Raw genomic sequence first — 19,511 nt, 5'->3', positions numbered from 1 at the left:
TGATCGCGCCCGCCGCCGACGGAGACCCGACATGTTCGCCCGCCGCCTTGCCGCCTGCCTTTTGACCCTGTTCATGCTCGCGCCCGTGGCCGCGCCCGCGCAAGAGCGGATGAGCCATTGCATCGCCATCGCCGATGCCGCGCCGGGGATCGAGTACCTGACGCTCGCGGATTGGCGCGCGCCGGTCAGCGACGATCACGCCGTGCGCATCAGCTATATCGACCATTCGATGTTTCTCATCCGGACGGCCGGGGGGGTGTCGGCCGTGACCGATTACAACGGCTTTATCGGCAGCGCCGATTTCGTGCCGGACGTGGTAACCATGAACCGCGCCCATTCCACGCATTGGACGGCCCGCCCCGATCCGCGGATTGCCCACGTGCTCGAGGGGTGGGGCGATGGCGTGGCCCCCGCGCGCCACCGGCTCGACCTTGGCGAGCTGTTCGTGCGCAATGTCGCGACCGATATCCGCGGCGGCATGACCGGGGTCGAGCGGTTCGGCAATTCGATCTTCGTCTTCGAGGCCGGGGGCCTGTGCATCGGCCATCTCGGCCACCTGCACCACGCCCCGGACGAGGCGCAATATGCCGCGCTGGGGCGGCTCGACGTGGTCATGGCGGCGGTCGATGGCGGGCTGACGCTGGACCTGCCGACGATGATCGGCGTTCTCGACCGGCTCAGGGCCTCGGTGGTGATCCCGATGCACTGGTTCGGCCCGGCGACGCTGGCGCGGTTCCTCGACGGGGTGTCGGATCGGTTCGCTATCGACATGCGCGACGGCAGCACGGTCGAGATCGGCTTGCGCAACCTGCCTGACCGGCCCACGGTGGTGGTCCTCAGACCCGAGTTCCTGACCCACGAATGACCCTTCGCCCGCTGACGACCGCTCTGCTCGACCGGCTGGGCCCCGACCTGTCCGACGGCACCCTGCGCGAGACCGCGCCGGCCTACCTGGCCGAGCCGCGGGGCATGTGGCAGGGCCGCGCGGGCGCGGTGCTGGCGCCGCGCGATACGGCCGAGGTGGCCCGCATCGTGCGGTTCGCCGCGGCCGAGCGGGTGGGGATCGTGCCCTGGGGCGGCGGCACGGGGCTTGTCGGCGGGCAGGTGATGCCGGACGGGGCCGCGCCCATCGTGCTGAGCCTCGAGCGGATGCGCGCCATCCGCCGCGTCTGGCCCGACGAGAACGTGCTGGTGGCCGAGGCGGGCGCGATCCTGTCCGATGTGCAGGACGCCGCACGCGAGGCCGGGCGGCTCTTTCCGCTGTCGCTCGCCTCCGAAGGGTCGGCCCGGATCGGCGGGCTTCTGTCGACCAATGCGGGTGGGGTGAACGTGCTGCGCTGGGGCAACGCGCGCGACCTGTGCCTCGGGATCGAGGCGGTGATGCCCGATGGCGCGGTGCTGCACGGGCTGCGGCGGCTGCGCAAGGACAATACCGGCTACGATATCCGCAACCTGCTGATCGGGGCCGAGGGCACGCTGGGCGTCATCACCGCCGCCGCGCTGCGCCTGTTTCCGCGCCCGGCCAGCCGGGGCGTCGCGATGCTGGTCGTGCCGTCGCCCGAAGCGGCGATCGACCTGTTCCACCGTGCCGATGCGCTCGGGTCGCTTTCCGCGTTCGAATTGATCTCGGGGCAGGGGATGCGTTTCCTCGTCGAGGGAGGGTTCGATATCCGGCAGCCCTTTGCCGCGATCCCCGAATGGGCGGTGCTGCTGGAATACGGCCTCACACGGGGCGAGGACGCGCCCGCCCGGCTCGAGGCCCTGTTCGAGGATGCGTCGGGCGCGGGGCTCGTCTCGGACGGGGTGCTCGCGTCGAGCGAGGCGCAGGCCGCCGCGCTCTGGGCCGTGCGCGAACATATCCCGCTGGCCAACCGGGCGGTGGGGTCCATCGCCTCGAACGACATCTCGCTGCCCATCGGCGAGATCCCCGGATTCCTGCGCGATTGCGGCGCGCGGCTGGCCGCCATGGCCGATATCCGCATCAACGCCTTCGGGCATCTGGGCGACGGCAATCTACATTACAACCTGTTCCCCGCCCCCGGCCGGACCAAACACGACTATGCCGACCGGGCCGAGGCGCTGCGCGAGATCGTCAACGAAGACGTTGCGGCCCGCGACGGATCGTTCTCGGCCGAGCACGGGGTCGGGCGGCTCAAGGTCGCGACGCTCGAGCGGTACGGCGACCCGGCGCGGTTGCAGGCTATGCGCGCGATCAAGGCGGCGCTCGACCCGCTGGGGATCATGAATCCGGGGGCGGTGCTGCGTGCCGCCGGGGCGTCGGACTAGCGCAGGAGGTTCAGCCTCAGCCGCGACCGCGTGCGGCGTTCGCGGGGCAGATGCCTGCTCCACCGTGCGCCGAGCATGCCGAACACCCCGATCACCGCAAGCGTCAGAAGAATGAAGTAGAAGGCGAGGATCGGGTAGGGGATGAACGGGTTGAAGGTCTTGTCGGCGAAATAGCTCGCGTAATACAGCGCATCGCCGCGCTGCTGCCACGCCGGAAAGCCCGAAAAGAACACCAGTGCCGTGGCGTGGAACAGGAATATCGCCTCGTTCGTGTAGGCGGGCCAGGCCAGCCGCAGCATCGTGGGAAAGGTGATGCGCCGGAACCGGGTCCAGCCCGTCAGCCCATAGGCATCGGCGGCCTCGAGATCGCCGCGCGGAATGGCCCTCAGCGCGCCGTGAAAGATCTCGGCCGAATAGGCCGACGTGTTGAAGAACAGCACGACCAGCGCCCCTGCCCATGCCGAGGTGAACGGGTCGAACAGCGGCGAATAGCCCTTGAGCGAGAGAAAGGCGAAATAGGCAAAAAAGAACTGGATGAAGAGCGGCGAGCCGCGGAACACGAAGACGAACCACTCGGCCGGCTTACGCAGGATCGGCCGCGGCGACAGCCGCGCGGTGGCCAGCGCGGTGGCCAGCACGAACCCCGCGGCCAGCGCGACCACCCCGAGATATATGTTCCACAGCATCCCCGACCCGATCAGGGTGAATTGCTGGCACAGGGTGAAATCCTCACGCGGCAGCAGCCGCTCACCGATCCCGATCGAACGCAGCGCGTAGTCCTGGATCGTCTGCCAGCAGCTCATCCCGCCACCGCCTGACCGACGCGGACCCGCCGCATCAGCCGGTCGAGCACCATCTGGCTCACCTGCGTCAGCGCGAGGTAGAACACCAGCAGGGCGAGGAAATACCACACGCGCCAGTCGCCATGCGGATAATCGGTGAAATTGGGCGTCTTGGTGCCGCCAAGCTCGCGCGCCCAATAGACGATATCCTCGATCCCCAGAAGGAACAGCAGGGGCGTCGCCTTGATGAGCACCATCCAGATGTTCCCGAGCCCCGGCAGCGCATAAATCCACATCTGCGGCACCAGAACGCGGCGGAACGCCTGCGCGGGGGTCATGCCATAGGCCTGTGCGGTCTCGATCTGCGCCCTGGGTACCGCGCGCATCGCTCCGGCCAGAACGTTGCCGACGAAGGCGCCGAAAACGATGGCGAATGTCAGTGCCGCGATGAAAAATCCATAGGTTTCGTGCACCCATTGCGGGGCATTGCCCTGCGGCAGTTTCGCCTCGGGGCAGACGACGAAATCGCTGCCCTGCCGCACGGGCAGATCCCAGCCCGGACATAGCGCCTGGTGGCGCAGCCATTCGATGCCCTGGTCGAGCGCGATCACGAAGAACAGGAAAAACGCGATATCGGGCACGCCGCGCACCAGCGCGATATAGGTCTGCCCCAGCAGGCGTGCGGGCCAGAACCGGGCGCGCGCCGCCACCGCGCCGCCGAACCCCAGCAACAGCGCCGCCGGCGCCGTGACTGCCAGCAGCAGCAGCACCGTTCCGAACGAGGCATAGAACGCCAGGTGCTTGCCCGTGGTCAGGTAGCAGGCAAACCAGGATATCCCGTCAAGAGCGGCCGGGTCTGAGCAGAAGGAGAATATGTGCCGTCCCTCCGGGGCGCGCTATGCCGGGATGCCCGAGCCTAGCGCGAAGGATCGCGCGGGGAAACCCCGCGCGCATGCCCGAGCCACTCGACCGCGAAATCGACGAGCGGTGCCATGGGGATGAGGCGCAGATGCCCCGCACCCAGCGGATGCGGCCCAAGCCCCGCCACGCGCTCGAACGCCGCGCCGATTCGGGGAAACGGCGCCGCATCGAAGGCAGGCGTGGTATAGTCGACCGCCAGCCGCCCCGTGGCGGTCCTGATCCAACTGGTATGGCGTTTAATCGGATCGCCGGGGCGCGCCGTCAGCGTCTCGCCAAGATGGAGTGCGGTGCAGGCGCCATAACCCACGCCCAGCAGCAGGATGCTGGCCCGTCGTTCCCGCGCCCGGCCCAACGGCGAGCCGGGGCCGTGCGGGTCGTGGGCATCGTGGATTGCGGTCAGCGCGTCCGCCTCGGGACCGAGCGCCGCCCATGAGCGCGCCGGATGCGGACTGCGCCGGGCGCCCGGCCATGTGCGGATCACCTCGGCCACGCGCCCCATGCGGTCCGACGGTGTCGTGGCCGGGTCATAGCCCGGCAGTCCCGCCCGGATCGCCGGCCAGTCGGCCTCGGGGCGGTCGTGCACGCCCGATGCGGGGTCGAGATTGGTCCAGCTTTGCGCGGGCGCCATGAGCGTACCGTCTGGGCCCACGGCCTCGCGCAGGGCCAGAACGACCGCCTCGGCCCCGCCGACAACATGGCCCAGCGGCGAAAGCGCGGCATGCACCAGCAGCACACCGCCGGGTCGGAGCCCGGCGGCACGCAGCGCCGCGGCGATATCGACGCCGGTGACGAGAGGGGGCGCCGCGCACGTATCCCGAGTGCGCGGCGCCATGGGGTCAGCCGGCGTCGTCGAACTTGGCCGAGCCGGGGAGCCATTTCTCGATGAGCGCGTTCAGCGATCCGTCCTGCTTCATCGAGTCGATCGCCGCGTCGAACTGCTGCTGGAGCGAATCGTCGCTCTCGCGCAGGCCGAGCCCGATGCCACCGCCCAGAAGGACATCCTCGCCGATGAAGTTCAGGTCGCCCTCGTTCTCGACGATGGGCACGAGGAACGCCTTGTCGGCGATCACCGCGTCGGCCTCGCCGTTGCGCACCGCGGCGACGGTTTCCTCGGGGGTGGCGAACTCGACCAGCGTGGCCCCCGGCATCGAGGCGACATGCCCCGCCTGGATCGTGCCGGTCTGGGCCGCGATCACCGCCTCGTCCAGCGCGACATCGCCCATCGCCGCAAAGGCCGACGGATCGGGCCGCGTGTAGGGCTGGGTGAAGTCGATCACCGCGTCGCGTTCATCGGTGATGGACATGCCCGCGATGATCGCGTCGTAATTGCCCGAAACGAGGTTGGGGATGATCGAGTCCCACTCGTTCGTGACCCATTCGCAGGTCAGTTCGGCCCGTGCGCAAAGCTCGTCGCCCAGTTCGCGCTCGAACCCGGCCACTTCGCCGTTGTCGTCGAGGAAGTTGTAGGGCGGGTATCCGCCTTCGGTTCCGAGCCGCACGGTCTGACCCGAGCTCTGGGCCGAAGCGGCGCCGGCGGTCAGGGCGACGATGGCGGCGCCGAGGAATAGTTTCTTCATTCTGGTTCTCGCTGATGGACTGTGATCGCAAATCGAGCCCGCAGCTTATGAAACCTGACCCGAACGGCAAGCCATCCGCGAGCGCCGAGACCCGATTTCCTGCGTTCAGCCGCCGGTTATCGACAGGAACCCGCGCAACCGTTCGCTTTCGGGCTGGCCGAACAGGCGTTCGGGCGTGCCTTCTTCCTCGATCAGGCCCTGGTGGAGAAAGATCACCCGGTCCGAGCAATCCCGCGCCATGTGCATGTCGTGCGTCACGAGGATCATCGTGCGGCCCTCTTCGGCGAGGGCCTTGATGACGCGCACGACCTCCTGTTCCAGCTCGGGGTCGAGCGCCGATGTCGGCTCGTCGAAAAGCAGCGCCCGCGGCTCCATGCAGAGGGCGCGAGCAATGGCTGCGCGCTGTTGTTGCCCGCCCGAAAGCTGCGCGGGATAGGCGTCGGCCTTGTCGGCGATCCCCACCTTGTCGAGATAGCCGCGCGCGGCCTCTTCGACCTCGGCGCGGGGGCGGCCGAGCACGTGGACCGGCGCCTCCATCACGTTTTGCAGGATCGTCATGTGCGCCCACAGGTTGAACTGCTGGAACACCATCGACAGGTTCGTGCGGATGCGCGTCACCTGCGCGGGGTCGGCGGGCCGGCGGTCGCGGCCGCGCCCCTTCCAGCGCACCGGCTCGCCTTCAAAGGCGATCTCGCCCTGCTGGCTGTCCTCGAGCAGGTTGGCGCAGCGCAAAAGCGTCGATTTGCCTGAGCCCGACGACCCGATCAGCGACACGACATGCCCGCGCTGTGCCGTCAGGTCGACGCCTTTCAGCACCTCGATATCGCCATAGCTCTTGTGCAGGTCGCGGATCGACAGGACGGGTTCGGTCAAGACGCGCAACCTCTTGGCGGGACGGCCCCGAATAGGACCGATCACGCCGCGGATTGCAACGGTTCAGGTCGAAAAACGCGCCTCGACCCGCCGCCGGGCAAGGTTCGAGTCGCGGTCGTTCACCCCCAGGAGCGGCGCGACCATGCGCAACAGCGCGTCTTCCTCGTCGTCGCGATGCCCGTCGACCAGCACGACGGCCCACATCGCCTCGATCACGCCGATCCGGTCGTCGTAATCGACCGCGTCCTTGATCGCGCGGGTGAACCGCACGGTATCGGGCGCCTCGCGCTCGACCGCCTCGGCCTCGACCACCAGCGCCTCGGCCCCGGCCCGGTCCAGCCCGTAGCGTTCGCAGACGATGTTCTGGATACGCGTGCGTTCCTGCGCGGTGAACACGTTGTCGGCCCGCGCCAGCCGCACGAGAAGCGCGGTCAGGGCCAGTCGGGCATCGGGATCCGGCAGCGCCTCGGGGGGGCTTTCGGTCAGGCGGCGAAGGAAATCTGCTATCATGCCCCCGGATATAGACCCCGCGCCGCGCCGGGCAAAGCCCGGTCGTGTGGCGCGCCGCCGCTCAGTCGAGTTCCGAGAACAGGTTCGCCGGCTCGTCGATCTCGATCCGGCCCGTGCGGGTGGTGCCGTCATTGATGTCGGTGACGCTGACGCTGCCATCGCCCGAGCCCACGATCACGATATCGCAGATGTCGATGAAGAGCCCGTTCTCGACCACGCCCGGAACCTGGTTGAGCACCAGCGCAAGCTGGCGCGGGTTGCCGATCCGTCCGAGGTGAAGATCGAGGATATGGTTCCCCTCGTCGGTCACGTAGGGGTCGCCGCCGTCCATCCTCAGCGTCACGGTCTCGCCCATCACGTCGAGCGAGGCGACGGTCTCCTCGAGCAAGGCCTTGGTAGTCTGCCAGCCAAAGGGGATGACCTCGACCGGCAGGGGAAAGGCGCCCAGCGTCTCGACCTTTTTCGTAGCGTCGGCGATCACGATCATGCGGTCCGACGCGGTGGCCACTATCTTTTCCTGCAACAGCGCCCCGCCGCCGCCCTTGATGAGGTTCAGCTCGCCGTCGAACTCGTCCGCGCCGTCGATGGTCAGGTCGAGCCAGCGCGCCTCGTCAAGGCTCACGACCTCGATGCCCGCCTGCCGCGCCAGCTCGGCCGTTCGGGTCGAGGTGGGCACGCCGGTGATCCTCAGCCCGTCCTGCTCGACCATCTCGCCCAGGCAGCGCACCAGCCACGCGGCGGTGGAGCCGGTGCCCAGGCCCAGCCGCATCCCGTCCTCGACATAGGTGCAGGCCTGTTTCGCCGCGACGAACTTGGCGGTGTCGATGGCCGACAGGGTGGCGGACATGAGCGGTCTCCTGGCTGGACGTTCGGCCCCCTGTATAGGTGCCGCCACGTTCGGGCGGAACGGCTAAAACGGCAAGCGCGGTGCTCGGCATCCGGTCGGCGACAGCGCGGCAAGAGCCGCATCGCGCGCCGACGTCGGCAGCAGCATCGCAACCCCGCCGCCATCCAGCGCGATCTTGACCGGGCCGGTGGCCTCGTTCGAGGTGCCGAGCCGCCCGAGCGGCGACAGCACCAGCCCGTCGATGGGCCAGCGCAGCCCCTCGGACCGGCCTGTGACCGGCGCAAAGGGAAACAGCGACACCCGCATTCCGGCGGGCAGGTCGATCCCGAACTCGCGCGGGCAGGCAAATCCGCAATCGTTCGGCCCCAACAGCAGCACCGGTCGCCCATGGCGCAGCGTCACCGCCAGCGCGGCCAGCGTGTGATCGGTGCGCGCGCCGATAAAACCCAGTGCGACGACCAAGGGCGCGTCGATACGCTGGAGGCATTTCTCGAAATCCGTGGTTTCCTGTTCCGCGACCTCGATGATTCGGCCGGGCAGGCGCGCGCGTGCGGTGCCCGTCAGCGAATCGAGATCGCCGATCACGGCGCGCGGCACGAGGTTCGCGGCGAGGGCATGTTCGGCGCCGCCGTCCGCCGCGTAAAGCGCAGGCGCGCGGGCCAGCGCCCAGTCCAGATCCCCTTGCGACACGGGGCCGCCGCCCAGCAACGTGACCGGCCCGGCCTCGCGGAACCGGTCGGAAATCGTGCCGCTCACGACCCTTTGTCCGAGGAGCGGCCACATTCCGGCCTTGGAAAAATGCTGCAAATAACGCGGTTCTGTTCATTTTGCGGAACCGAACCGTGGTAATTATCTGGGACCACGGAAGACAGGGAAGGCGAATATATCATGTCTGCGTCGAACCGGATCCTGACCGTTTCCTATGGAACGTTCTCCTGCACACTGGAGGGGTTCGACGATCCCTTCAACACGATGCAGTCGATTGCCGAGTATTTCCGCGGTCTCGCCTCGGAGGACCGGTATTTCGGGGCGGAGCCGCCGCAGCCCGATCCCCAGATGCTTCACCGCATCGCCGAGCGCGAGATAAACCGCCGGGTCGAGGCGCATGTCGCCGAAACCGGTGTCGTACTCAGACAGCTCGCCGCCGACAGCCCCGCGCCGGAAACCCCCGAGACCGCCGCACCGCTTGCCCCGCCATCCGACGGCGCCACCGACAGCGTGACGGACAAGCTCAACCGCATCCGCGAGGCGGTAGCCCGCGCCAAGGCCGAACGCGCCCGCAGTTTCGAAGAGGACGAGCAGGTCGAGGATGCGATCCTCTCCGATACCGTCGATGCCGCCTTTGCCCGGGACGACGCGGCGCCCGACATGATCGAGGATGCCGCCGATTTCACCCGCGATGCCGATGTCGACGACGAATCGGAACCCGCCACCACCCTGTCCGAGGCCATCGCCGCCCCCGATGACGGGCCTGACGAGGCCGACGATGATGCCGTTCGGGACGATGCCCGCGATGCGGAACCTGCCCTGCGCGAAGCGCCCGAGCTTGCCGTTCCCGCCGCGAGCCTCGCCGTCGGCGAGGGGGCCGAGGCGCTGATGGCCGACGGGCTGTCGCTCGACCCCGCGGATCGTGCCGAGCCCGTGGACCCGGTGGCCGAGCCGCAGAAGGACGAGCAGGACGCGCCCGAGGCGGAGTGGACCGACACGGCCCAGGATATCCCCTTGGTAACCCTGCCCGAGGAGGATACCGCCGAGGAAAGCGACGCGCCGGCCGAGGATCGCGCGGAAGACGCGGCGCCCGAGACCGAGGACCTGCTGATCGCCCGCCTGCTCGCCGATGAGGCCGAGGGCGAGACGCAGACCGACGCGTCTGCCGAAAGCGACAGCACCCCCGAACCCGAGGACGAGGTCGCGGTCGCCGCCGCAGGGGACGAGCCCGCCGACGCTGACAGCGACGAGGATATCGCGGCGCTGGCCGAGATGGACGGCGCGGCCCCCGATGCCGATACGGCCGAGGAGGAGGGCACTGCCGAGGAAGGCGACACGGCCGACGAAGACGATGACGGTATCGAGATCGAGGTTGAGGAGGATGGCGAAATCCGCATCGTCCGCATGACCCGTGCCGAGTTCGACGCGGCGGTCGCAGCTGGTGAGCTCGAGGAAGTCACCGGCGCCGACGAGGACGAGGATGCCCCCGGCGACGACGATGCTCCCGTCGCCGTCTCCGACGACGAGGGAACCGACCCGGTCAGCGACCGCATCCGCGCGATGCTGGCCGCATCGAGCCTGTCGGACGAGGCCCGGACCGAGCTGCTGTCCGAACTGTCGCAGGCCCGTTCGGCCGACCGCACGGATGAGGGCGTCGTGGTCGATTCAGACGCGGCCGATACCCCCGAAGGCGAGGCCGACGCGCCACGCGACGCCGACACCCCGGCCGACGAAACTCCGGCCCGGCCCGTGGCGAAACCCGCGGCGAGCCCCGTGGATCGCATCCTCGACCGGACCAATGCCGAACTGGGCGACGAGGAAAGCAGCCGTCGCCGCAACGCCATCGCGCATCTCAAGCGCGCCGTGGCCGCCACCCGCGCCGATAGCCACGCCGAATCGCGTCAGCGCGAAGATGCCGCGACGATGGACCGGTTTCGCGAGGATCTGAACGACGTGGTGCGCCCGCGCCGTCCGGTGCGCGACGGCGGCGCCTCGGACAGGCGGCCGGGCGGATCGGTCGCGCCGCTGGTGCTGGTCTCGGCGCAGCGCGTCGATGCCGGGCGCGACACCAAAGCCGCCGAGGCGCCGGTGCGCCCGCGCCGGATCGCCAGCGCCCCCGCGCCCGAACGGGCCGCCGACGCCCCGGCCTTCGACGCCTTCGCGCGCGAGCGCGGCGCGCAGGACATGCCCGAGATGCTCGAGGCCGCGGCGGCCTACGCGATGATCGTCGAGGGCGAAGAGGGGCAATCCCGCCCCGAGCTGATGAAACGCGCCGCGGCCGCGCTGGGCGGGCAGATCAGCCGCGAGGAAGGTCTGCGCAGCTTTGGCATCCTTCTGCGCCAGGGGCGTCTGCGCAAGCTGCCCTCGGGCCGGTTCGCCCTGCCCGAAGGGGCCGACCGGCCGCAGCGCCGGGCCTGAGCGCCGCGCGGACCGGATGCGGGGGCGGCGGCGCCCCCGCCGCCTTCAGCGGGTCGGAACCGGCGCCTCTCCGGCATAGTCGTAAAAGCCGCGGCCCGTCTTGCGGCCTAGCCAGCCGGCCTCGACATATTTCGTCAAGAGCGGGCAGGGGCGGTATTTCGTATCCGCCAGCCCGTCATGCAGCACGTTCATGATCGCGAGGCAGGTATCGAGCCCGATGAAATCGGCCAGTGCGAGCGGCCCCATCGGATGGTTGGTGCCCAGCCGCATCGCCTTGTCGATCGAGGCGACGTTCCCGACACCCTCGTAGAGCACGTAAACCGCCTCGTTTATCATGGGCACGAGGATGCGGTTGACGATGAAGGCGGGAAAATCCTCGGCCGTGGCGGCGGTCTTGCCCAACCGTTCGACCACGGCAAGGCAGGTGGCGAATGTTTCTTCGTCGGTGGCGATGCCGCGGATCAGCTCGACCAGGCTCATCACCGGGACGGGGTTCATGAAGTGGAATCCCAGGAATTTCTCGGGCCGATCCGTGCGCGAGGCGAGCCGCGTGATCGAGATCGACGAGGTGTTCGAGGTCAGGATCGTCTCGGGTTTCAGATGCGGCACAAGCTCGGCAAAGATGGCATCCTTGACCGACTCGCGTTCGGTCGCGGCCTCGATGACAAGGTCGCAGTGCCCCAGATCGGCCAGCGTCGGGGTCGTCGCGATCCGCGCCAGCGCCGCGTCGCGATCCGCCGCGGTGATCTTGTCGCGCGAAACCTGCCGGCCGAGGTTGCTCTCGATGGTCGAGATCGCCGCGCGCAGAGCATCCGCATCCACATCGGTCAGCATCACGTCATAGCCCGCCTGCGCGAAAACATGCGCGATGCCGTTGCCCATCTGCCCCGCGCCGATGATCCCGACCGTTTCGATGTCCATGTTCCGACGCCTTTCCCAGCCCATCCGAGGCCGAGCATTGGCACCCCCACCAGGTTGATGCAAGCGCGGCAAATCCGCAGGAATTGCGTCGAATTGCGCCTTTAGCTTTTCGGTCAGAAACCTCCGCGATGCTGGCCCCAGGGTGATTGAAAGGGGGTGGCACATGACGTGCGACGCAAGACTGGGGCCCGTGGGGCAGGTCGATCTGTGGCGATTGGGGTTCCGCCGACCGGCCGAGGCGTTCGAGGGGCGCGAGATCGCGGTGATCGGCGGGACCGAGGCGTTCGGGCGCGGAATCGACCTGCCCCTGGCCCGTGCGCTCGAACAGCGGGTGGGGCGGCCCTGCGCCGATCTGACCGCGCCCAATGCGGGGCTCGACGCGGTGATGGCCGACCCCGCGATCGGCCGCGCGACCGGGCGGGCGCGGGTGGTGGTGCTGGGGCTGACGGGCGCGCATCTGCTGCGCAACCCGTTCTACGACGTGCACCGGTTCCGCAACGACAGGGTGGTGCGCCAGACCGACCGCATGGCCGAGCTCTATCCGGGGCTGGATTTCTTCGGCCACCATTTCGTCGGGCACATGCTGCAGGATCTTCAGCATGCCTCGCCCAAGCGTTTCGCGATGCTGCGCGATGCGCTGTGCCGGACCTGGGTTCAGCGGATGGGCGCGTTCCTCGGGGGCATCGACGCGCCGGTGATCGGCCTGTGGCTGGGCGACCGCCATCCCGACGACCCGGCACGGCATGTGGACGACGGCGCCCCGGCCTTTGTCACGCGCCACATGACCAGGGCGATTGCCCCGAAACTCGCCGGGCTGGTCGAGGTGGTGGCGCCCGAGGGTCTGGACGCGGCGGCGCATGACCGGGCGGCCGAACGCCTCGCGCCGCTGATCGGGGCGATCCTCGACCGGCCCGCCCCGGCGCGGCGTTCGGCATGAGGGCGCGCGTTCGCGCCGGCCCCGCGGCGGGGCCGGTGCCGCGCGTGTCAGAGCTTGTCGGTCAGTTCCGGTACGGCCTCGAACAGGTCGGCCACCAGCCCGTAATCGGCCACCTGAAAGATCGGCGCCTCGCCATCCTTGTTGATCGCGACGATGATCTTGCTGTCCTTCATGCCCGCGAGGTGCTGGATCGCCCCCGAGATGCCGACCGCGATATAGAGATCGGGCGCGACGACCTTGCCGGTCTGGCCGACCTGCCAGTCATTCGGCGCAAAGCCCGAATCGACGGCGGCGCGGCTGGCCCCGATGGCGGCGCCGAGCTTGTCGGCCAGGCGTTCCACGATGGCGAAATCCTCTTCGGAGCCGATACCGCGCCCGCCCGACACCACGATCCCGGCCGAGGTCAGTTCGGGCCGGTCCGAGGCCGCGACACGGTCCGCGACCCATTCCGACAGGCCGGGGGCCTCGGCGGTGGCGATCGTCTCGACCGGGGCGTCGCCATCCTCGGGCGCCGCGTCGAAGGACGAGGTGCGGATCGACAGCACCTTGACCGCGTCGCGCGATTTGACGGTCTGAAGCGCGTTGCCGGCATAGATCGGCCGCTCGAACGTGTCGGCATCCGCGATCCCCGACACATCGGTAATGACCATCACGTCAAGCAGCGCGGCGACGCGGGGCAGGATGTTCTTGGCGTCGGTCGTGGCCGGTGCGCAGATATGGCTGTAATCGCCGGCGAGCGACACGATCAGCGCGGCGGTCGGTTCGGCCAGGCGGTGCCCGTAAAGCGCATCCTCGGCCACGAGCACGCGGCCCACGCCCCGGATCGTCGCCGCGGCGCGGCCCGCCTCGGCCGCCGCCTCGCCCGCGCAAAGCACGGTGACATCGCCCAGAGGCTGCACCGCCGTCACGGCCTTGGCGGTCGCATCCATCGCCAGCGCGCCGTCCGTCACCTCGGCCAGAAGCAGAACCGCCATCAGATTACCCCCGCGTCGTTTTTCAGCTTGTCCAGAAGCTCGTCCACCGAGCCGACCATGATCCCCGCCTTGCGCTCGGCCGGCTCGGAGGTCGCGACGATCTCGAGCCGGGGCGTGGTGTCGACGCCGTAATCGGCGGGCGTCTTTTCGACCAGCGGCTTTTTCTTGGCCTTCATGATGTTGGGCAGCGAGGCATAGCGCGGCTCGTTCAGGCGCAGGTCGGTCGAGACCACGGCGGGCATCGAGACGCGGATCGACTGCATCCCGCCGTCGACCTCGCGGCGGACCGTGGCCGTCCCGTCCTCGATCTCGAGCTTCGAGGCGAATGTCGCCTGGCTCCACCCCAGAAGCGCGGCGAGCATCTGGCCGGTGGCGTTCATGTCGTTGTCGATGGCCTGCTTGCCGCACAGCACGAGGCCCGCGCCCTCTTCGTCGACGATGGCGCGCAGGATCTTGGCCACCGCCAGCGGTTCGATGTCGTCATGCACATCCTCGGCCGCGATCACGAGGATCGCCCGGTCGGCGCCCATCGCCAGCGCGGTGCGCAGGGTTTCCTGCGACTGCTTCACGCCGATGGAAACCGCGATCACCTCGTCGGCGGCGCCCTTTTCCTTGAGCCGCACGGCCTCTTCGACGGCGATCTCGTCGAAGGGGTTCATCGACATCTTCACGTTGGCCAGATCGACGCCCGATCCGTCCGCCTTCACGCGGACCTTGACGTTATAGTCGATCACCCGCTTGACGGGCACGATAACCTTCATGGCGCATCTCCTCGGAACTCTCGCCCCAAGCCCTAGCGCAGCCGTCAGGCCCGCGCGAGGTCAAAAAACGACACCCCGCCGCGCGATTTCACTGGTTCGCGCCGGGGGTCCACAAAACATCCGCGCGCCCGTCGTCATTGGCCAGCCGCGCCGCACAAAAGCACCAGTCGCTCAGGCGGTTGAGATAGCGCAGCGCGTCCGGGTTCGCCTCGTCCTCGCGGGCGAGCAGCGTGCCCAGCCGCTCGGCCCGGCGCACGACCGTCCGCGCGAGGTGCAGATGCGCGGCCAGCGCCGATCCGCCCGGCAGCACGAAGCTGCGCAGCGGCTCGAGCCGTTCGTTCATCGCGTCGATCTCGCGCTCCAGCCGGTCGGTCTGCGCGGCGACGATGCGCAGCGGGGTATAACCGGCCTCGGAATCGCTGGCCATGTCGGGCCGCGCGAGGTCGGCGCCGAGGTCGAACAGGTCGTTCTGGATGCGCTCGATCTGCGCCGCCATCTCGTCCGACGCGTGCAGCCGGGCCATGCCCAGCGTCGCATTGGCCTCGTCCACCGTGCCGTAGGTCTCGACCCGGACAGAGTGTTTCGGAACCCGCTCGCCATTGACCAGCGCGGTTTCCCCGCCATCGCCGCTGCGGGTGTAGATGCGGTTGAGAACGACCATGGACAGAGCCCCCTATTGACGGAAAAAGACGAAGGCCAGGATCACCACGATGGCGACGGCCTGGGCATAGATGCGCCAGCGCATGTACTTGTTCGAGTTCTTGGCGGCCGCCTCGCCGCCCCGCCCGAAATTGCCGACGCCTATGGCCAGGATGACGAGAACGACCAGAAGGGACGCAGCGACGATCAGAAACAGCGGGTCAGCAAGCATATGGGGCCTTTCGGTGTCGCGGTGACTAGCACCTAGATCATGGGGTCCGCGGGGCGAACGCGGCGATCAGCCGCGTGCCAGCAGGGCGTGCAGCATACGGCCGGGCAGCACCCGCCGCCCCAGCGCGGCGAGACGGGTGGGGGTGGTGACGCGGTAGCGGTCGCGCGGCCGCGGCGTCTCGAGCGCCTCGACCAGCCGGCGCGTGACCGCCGATGCCGGAAGCTGGAACCGGTCGGGCGCCCCCTCGTAGAGCCGTCTCAGCAGCGTCGCCTCGTATTGCGCGCGCCGGGGCGAGGCGCGCCAGTCGATCCACCGCTCGAAATGCGGGATCGAATTCGCCCGGATGCGCGTGGCGATGGGCCCCGGCTGGATCGAGATCACGTCGATCCCCGTGCCCCGCATCTCGAGCCGCAGCGTGTCGGTCAGCCCCTCGAGCGCATGTTTGCTGGCGACATAGGCCGCGCGCCACGGCATCGGCACGAACCCCAGCACGGATGAACACTGGACGATCCGCCCGCGCCCTTGCCGGCGCATCGGCACGATGGCCGCGCGGGTCAGGTGGTGCCAGCCAAAGACATTGGCCTCGAACACGGCGCGCAGGGCATCGGTGGGCAGATCCTCGACCGCGCCGGGGCAGGCGAAGGCGCCGTTGTTGAACAGCGCGTCGAGCGTCCCGCCCGTGGCGTCGAGCACCTCGGACAGCGCGGCGTCGATGCTGTCGGCGTCGGCATAGTCGAGCCGGGGCGCGTCGAACCCCTCGGCGCGGCGGGCGGCGCAATCGGCCTCGGCCCGGCACGAGGCAAAGACCCGCCAGCCCGCATCGCGCAGGCCCCGCGCGGCATCGAGACCGATGCCCGACGAACAGCCGGTGATGAGGATGGAACGGGTCATCGGCCGGGCATGGCCCGCCGGCGCGGCCGTGGCAAGCCCGGCTCAGCCCTTGGGCGTGATGAACTGGCCAAAGATATAGGCGGTGTTCCCGGTGCGCGGCACCACGATCTGCGCCCAGCCGTCATCGGTCCAGGACACGACCTCGACCCGTTCGTCGAGCAGGACCTGGTCGACCACCGGCTGCGCGGTCGAGGGGCCTTGCCGCAGGTTCACCCGCGAGGCGGTCACGACAAAGGACTGCGCGTCGGACGGGATCGGGGCGAGGGGGGCAAGGCTCGCCTCGCGCCGCGGCTCGCGGATCACCGGTTCGGGCGACAGGCTCGCCTCGACGGCGCGGTCGATGGCGTCGCCGCGGGCGTCGATCGCCCCCAACCAGTCGCCCGCCCGCTCGGGGCGCACGTCGCTCTGCGCCACGAAACCGGCGTCGCCATCGCTGCCTTGCGGGCGGTCGAGATCGCGCCCCGCGACCGAAAGCGTCACCACGATGCCCGCGATGAGCAGCATAACCAGTCGAATCATCTGATCCCTCGTATCCTGTTGCGGATCTAGCATGGCGACGCCTTTGCGCCGCGTGCTTTTTTCCGTTCCATTCATGCGGTTGCCCGCCCTGTTGCCGCCGCGCCGCGCCTCGGGGGCGGCGGGCGCCCTTGCCGCGCAGCCGCCCCGCCGCTATCCCCCCGCCCATGGCCGACAAGCGCGACGACGAACTGACGGAATCCCTGGGGCGCGCCATCGGCGACCGCTACCTCACCTATGCGCTCTCCACGATCATGCACCGGGCGCTTCCCGATGCGCGCGACGGGCTCAAGCCGGTGCACCGCCGCATCCTCTATGCAATGCGCGAACTGCGGGTCGGGTCCACGGGGGGGTTCCGAAAATCGGCCAAGATCTCGGGCGACGTGATGGGCAACTATCACCCCCATGGCGATGCGGCGATCTATGACGCGATGGCCCGGCTCGCCCAGGATTTCGCAATGCGCTATCCGCTGGTCGACGGGCAGGGCAATTTCGGCTCGATCGACGGCGACAACCCTGCCGCCTCGCGCTATACCGAGGCCCGGCTGACCGCCGCCGCCGAGGCGCTGATGGTGGGGCTCGACGAGAATGCCGTCGACTACCGCCCCAATTACGACGGCACCCTCGAAGAGCCCGTCGTTCTGCCCGGCGCGTTCCCCAACCTACTGGCCAACGGTGCCAGCGGCATCGCCGTGGGCATGGCCACGAACATTCCGCCCCACAATATCGACGAGCTGGTGGCGGCCTGCCTGCATCTCATCAAGTCGCCAGACGCGCGCGACGAGACGCTGCTTACCCATGTGAAGGGGCCCGATTTCCCGACCGGCGGCGTGATCGTGGAAAGCCCCGAAAGCATGGCCGAGGCCTATCGCACGGGGCGGGGCGGGTTCCGTCTGCGCGCCACCTGGGAGCGCGAGGATCTCGGCCGCGGGCAATGGCAGATCGTCGTGACCGAGATCCCGTTCCAGGTCCAGAAGTCGCGGCTGATCGAAAAGATCGCCGAGCTGATCCAGTCGCGCAAGCTGCCGATTCTCGCCGATATCCGAGATGAGAGCGCCGAGGATGTCCGCCTGATCCTCGAGCCGCGCTCGCGCAGCGTCGAGCCGGGCGTGCTGATGGGAATGCTGTTCCGCCAGACCGATCTCGAGGTGCGGTTCGCGCTGAACATGAACGTGCTGATCGACGGCCGGACGCCCAAGGTCTGCTCGCTCAAGGAGGTGCTGCGCGCCTTTCTCGACCACCGCCGCGAGGTGCTGCTGCGCCGCTCGGTCCACCGGGTGGCCAGGATCGACCACCGGCTCGAGGTGCTCGAGGGCTTTCTCATAGCCTTTCTCAATCTCGACCGGGTGATCGACATCATCCGCTATGACGGCGACCCCAAGCCCGCGCTGATGCACGAAAACTGGTCGGCCCCGAAGGCGCGCGCCACCGACGAGACCGATTACGTCTCGCCCCTGCCCAGCGACGACGAGCCCTACCTCTCCGAGGTGCAGGCCGAGGCGATCCTCAACATGCGTCTGCGCGCGCTGCGCCGTCTCGAGGAAATGCAGCTTCGCGCCGAGCGCGACGCGCTGATGGCCGAACGCGCCGGGTTGCAGGATTTGCTCGATGACGAGGGCCTGCAATGGGCGCGCATCGCCGACGAGCTGCGCGAGACGCGCAAGGCCTTCGGCAAATCGGCCCCGCGCGGCGGGCGGCTGACCCGGATCGAGACCGCCGACGAGGTGCCCGACGTGCCCCTCGAGGCCATGATCGACCGGGAGCCGGTCACGGTCGTCTGCTCGGCCATGGGCTGGATCCGGGCGATGAAGGGGCATATCGACCTCGCCACCGAGCTCAAGTTCCGCGACGGGGACGGGCCGGGGTTCCTCTTTCATGCCGAGACCACGGACCGGCTGCTTCTGGTCGGCTCGAACGGGCGGTTCTACACGCTGCCGGTCGCCGGGCTTCCGGGCGGGCGCGGCCTGGGTGAGCCGGTGCGCCTGATGCTCGACCTGCCCAACGAGGCGCGGATCGTCGCGCTGCGCGTCCACCGGCCCGGCGGTCGGCTGCTGGTCGCGTCGAGCGCGGGCGACGGGTTCGTCCTGCCCGAGGACGAGGCGCTGGCCCAGACCCGCGGCGGCAAGCAGGTGCTCAACCTGCGCGCCCCGGCCGAGCTGCGCGTCGTGCGGCCCGTGGCGGGCGATCACGTCGCCGTGGTGGGCGAGAACCGCAAGATGGCGGTATTCGCGCTGGACGAGATGCCCGAGATGGCGCGCGGCAAGGGCGTGCGGTTGCAGAAATACAAGGATGGCGGGCTGTCGGACGCGACGACCTTCGAAATGGGGGCGGGGTTGTCCTGGCTCGACCCCGCGGGCCGGACCCGCACCGTGCGCGAGCCCGAACTGACCGAGTATCTCGGCCGCCGCGCCGCCGCCGGGCGCATGGCCCCGCGCGGGTTTCCGCGCGACAACACCTTCGACTGATCCGCGCGCGCCGGGGCCGCGCCAAGTCAGGCTTGCGTTCCGCCCCTGTGCTTTGTAGAGAGCGCGCGATCATGAACCGGGCCCGCCAACGCGTCGCGGCCCCCAAGGAATGAGGCGCACACTTCCATGGCGAAGGCAAAGTTCGAACGCAACAAGCCGCATGTGAACATTGGGACGATCGGTCACGTTGATCACGGCAAGACGACGCTGACGGCGGCGATCACGAAGTATTTCGGCGATTTCCGGGCCTATG

21 protein-coding genes are annotated in these 19,511 nt (G+C 69.0%); 6 read left to right on the top strand and 15 right to left on the bottom strand.

What is annotated here, in order from left to right; all coding sequences use genetic code 11:
* Positions 1 to 31 precede the first annotated feature (31 nt).
* Both E2L08_RS13710 and E2L08_RS13705 read left to right on the top strand, forming a co-directional pair.
* Complete coding sequence (locus E2L08_RS13710) at positions 32 to 865, top strand: MBL fold metallo-hydrolase (protein ID WP_240758238.1); 834 nt, start codon at positions 32 to 34, stop codon at positions 863 to 865.
* The gene (locus E2L08_RS13705) at positions 862 to 2,286 is read left to right on the top strand and encodes an FAD-binding oxidoreductase (protein ID WP_133397661.1); all 1,425 of its coding nucleotides are present in this window, start codon (positions 862 to 864) and stop codon (positions 2,284 to 2,286) included. The genes E2L08_RS13710 and E2L08_RS13705 overlap by 4 nt, the downstream gene beginning before the upstream one ends.
* Here E2L08_RS13705 and E2L08_RS13700 read toward each other — a convergent pair.
* From E2L08_RS13700 to E2L08_RS13665, 8 genes are all read right to left on the bottom strand, one after another.
* On the bottom strand, positions 2,283 to 3,089 hold the full coding sequence (locus E2L08_RS13700) for an ABC transporter permease (RefSeq protein ID WP_133397660.1): 807 nt from the start codon (positions 3,087 to 3,089) through the stop codon (positions 2,283 to 2,285). The two genes, E2L08_RS13705 and E2L08_RS13700, sit on opposite strands and share 4 nt — an antisense overlap.
* Entirely contained in the window at positions 3,086 to 3,943 is an 858-nt protein-coding gene (locus E2L08_RS13695) for an ABC transporter permease (RefSeq protein ID WP_133397659.1), read from the bottom strand. The genes E2L08_RS13700 and E2L08_RS13695 overlap by 4 nt, the downstream gene beginning before the upstream one ends.
* Before the next feature lie 41 nt (positions 3,944 to 3,984).
* Positions 3,985 to 4,821, bottom strand: coding sequence for an AAC(3) family N-acetyltransferase (locus E2L08_RS13690; RefSeq protein ID WP_133397658.1), 837 nt, complete (start codon positions 4,819 to 4,821; stop codon positions 3,985 to 3,987).
* Between the two features lie 4 nt (positions 4,822 to 4,825).
* Positions 4,826 to 5,566 carry a transporter substrate-binding domain-containing protein gene (locus E2L08_RS13685; RefSeq protein ID WP_133397657.1) on the bottom strand — a complete coding sequence of 247 codons (741 nt, stop codon included), beginning with the start codon at positions 5,564 to 5,566 and terminating at the stop codon, positions 4,826 to 4,828.
* A 105-nt stretch (positions 5,567 to 5,671) separates the two neighbouring features.
* On the bottom strand, positions 5,672 to 6,439 hold the full coding sequence (locus tag E2L08_RS13680; RefSeq protein ID WP_168771159.1) for an ABC transporter ATP-binding protein: 768 nt from the start codon (positions 6,437 to 6,439) through the stop codon (positions 5,672 to 5,674).
* Between the two features lie 63 nt (positions 6,440 to 6,502).
* A complete protein-coding gene (locus tag E2L08_RS13675) occupies positions 6,503 to 6,949 on the bottom strand; it encodes a tellurite resistance TerB family protein (RefSeq protein WP_133397656.1) in 447 nt (148 codons plus the stop codon).
* A 61-nt stretch (positions 6,950 to 7,010) separates the two neighbouring features.
* Positions 7,011 to 7,796 carry a ribose-5-phosphate isomerase RpiA gene (gene rpiA / locus E2L08_RS13670; protein WP_133397655.1) on the bottom strand — a complete coding sequence of 262 codons (786 nt, stop codon included), beginning with the start codon at positions 7,794 to 7,796 and terminating at the stop codon, positions 7,011 to 7,013.
* A 63-nt stretch (positions 7,797 to 7,859) separates the two neighbouring features.
* On the bottom strand, positions 7,860 to 8,552 hold the full coding sequence (locus E2L08_RS13665; protein WP_240758237.1) for a thiamine diphosphokinase: 693 nt from the start codon (positions 8,550 to 8,552) through the stop codon (positions 7,860 to 7,862).
* Positions 8,553 to 8,684: 132 nt separating this feature from the next.
* Between E2L08_RS13665 and E2L08_RS13660 the strand changes: the two genes are divergently transcribed.
* On the top strand, positions 8,685 to 10,922 hold the full coding sequence (locus E2L08_RS13660; RefSeq protein ID WP_133397653.1) for a hypothetical protein: 2,238 nt from the start codon (positions 8,685 to 8,687) through the stop codon (positions 10,920 to 10,922).
* 45 nt (positions 10,923 to 10,967) lie between these two features.
* Here E2L08_RS13660 and E2L08_RS13655 read toward each other — a convergent pair whose 3' ends face one another.
* Positions 10,968 to 11,843 (bottom strand): 3-hydroxybutyryl-CoA dehydrogenase, encoded by an 876-nt coding sequence (locus tag E2L08_RS13655; RefSeq protein ID WP_133397652.1) that lies wholly within the window; start codon positions 11,841 to 11,843, stop codon positions 10,968 to 10,970.
* A 163-nt stretch (positions 11,844 to 12,006) separates the two neighbouring features.
* On the opposite strand from E2L08_RS13655, the gene E2L08_RS13650 reads away from it, so the two are divergent.
* On the top strand, positions 12,007 to 12,780 hold the full coding sequence (locus E2L08_RS13650; RefSeq protein WP_133397651.1) for a DUF6473 family protein: 774 nt from the start codon (positions 12,007 to 12,009) through the stop codon (positions 12,778 to 12,780).
* Positions 12,781 to 12,827: 47 nt separating this feature from the next.
* On the opposite strand, the gene E2L08_RS13645 is transcribed toward E2L08_RS13650, so the two are convergent.
* The 6 genes from E2L08_RS13645 to E2L08_RS13620 form a co-directional block, all read right to left on the bottom strand.
* Positions 12,828 to 13,754 carry an electron transfer flavoprotein subunit alpha/FixB family protein gene (locus E2L08_RS13645; protein WP_133397650.1) on the bottom strand — a complete coding sequence of 309 codons (927 nt, stop codon included), beginning with the start codon at positions 13,752 to 13,754 and terminating at the stop codon, positions 12,828 to 12,830.
* Positions 13,754 to 14,515, bottom strand: a complete 762-nt coding sequence (locus tag E2L08_RS13640; RefSeq protein WP_133397649.1) for an electron transfer flavoprotein subunit beta/FixA family protein — start codon at positions 14,513 to 14,515, stop codon at positions 13,754 to 13,756. Before E2L08_RS13640 ends, E2L08_RS13645 begins: the two co-directional genes overlap by 1 nt.
* An 88-nt stretch (positions 14,516 to 14,603) precedes the next feature.
* Complete coding sequence (locus E2L08_RS13635; protein WP_133397648.1) at positions 14,604 to 15,176, bottom strand: cob(I)yrinic acid a,c-diamide adenosyltransferase; 573 nt, start codon at positions 15,174 to 15,176, stop codon at positions 14,604 to 14,606.
* A gap of 12 nt (positions 15,177 to 15,188) precedes the next feature.
* Positions 15,189 to 15,386 carry a twin transmembrane helix small protein gene (locus tag E2L08_RS13630; RefSeq protein ID WP_133397647.1) on the bottom strand — a complete coding sequence of 66 codons (198 nt, stop codon included), beginning with the start codon at positions 15,384 to 15,386 and terminating at the stop codon, positions 15,189 to 15,191.
* A gap of 66 nt (positions 15,387 to 15,452) precedes the next feature.
* Positions 15,453 to 16,277 (bottom strand): SDR family NAD(P)-dependent oxidoreductase, encoded by an 825-nt coding sequence (locus E2L08_RS13625; protein ID WP_133397646.1) that lies wholly within the window; start codon positions 16,275 to 16,277, stop codon positions 15,453 to 15,455.
* A gap of 42 nt (positions 16,278 to 16,319) precedes the next feature.
* Positions 16,320 to 16,796, bottom strand: coding sequence for an SH3 domain-containing protein (locus E2L08_RS13620; protein ID WP_133397645.1), 477 nt, complete (start codon positions 16,794 to 16,796; stop codon positions 16,320 to 16,322).
* A gap of 164 nt (positions 16,797 to 16,960) precedes the next feature.
* Between E2L08_RS13620 and E2L08_RS13615 the strand changes: the two genes are divergently transcribed.
* Positions 16,961 to 19,258 (top strand): DNA topoisomerase IV subunit A, encoded by a 2,298-nt coding sequence (locus E2L08_RS13615; RefSeq protein ID WP_133397644.1) that lies wholly within the window; start codon positions 16,961 to 16,963, stop codon positions 19,256 to 19,258.
* A 126-nt stretch (positions 19,259 to 19,384) separates the two neighbouring features.
* A partial coding sequence (locus E2L08_RS13610; RefSeq protein ID WP_240758241.1) for a GTP-binding protein occupies positions 19,385 to 19,511 on the top strand: 127 nt, incomplete at its 3' end.

The sequence above is a fragment of the Palleronia sediminis genome (genome assembly GCF_004358695.1).
GTDB lineage: Bacteria > Pseudomonadota > Alphaproteobacteria > Rhodobacterales > Rhodobacteraceae > Palleronia > Palleronia sediminis.
Note: the sequence above shows the minus strand (reverse complement) of the source record. Positions and strands in the feature narration are given on the sequence as shown.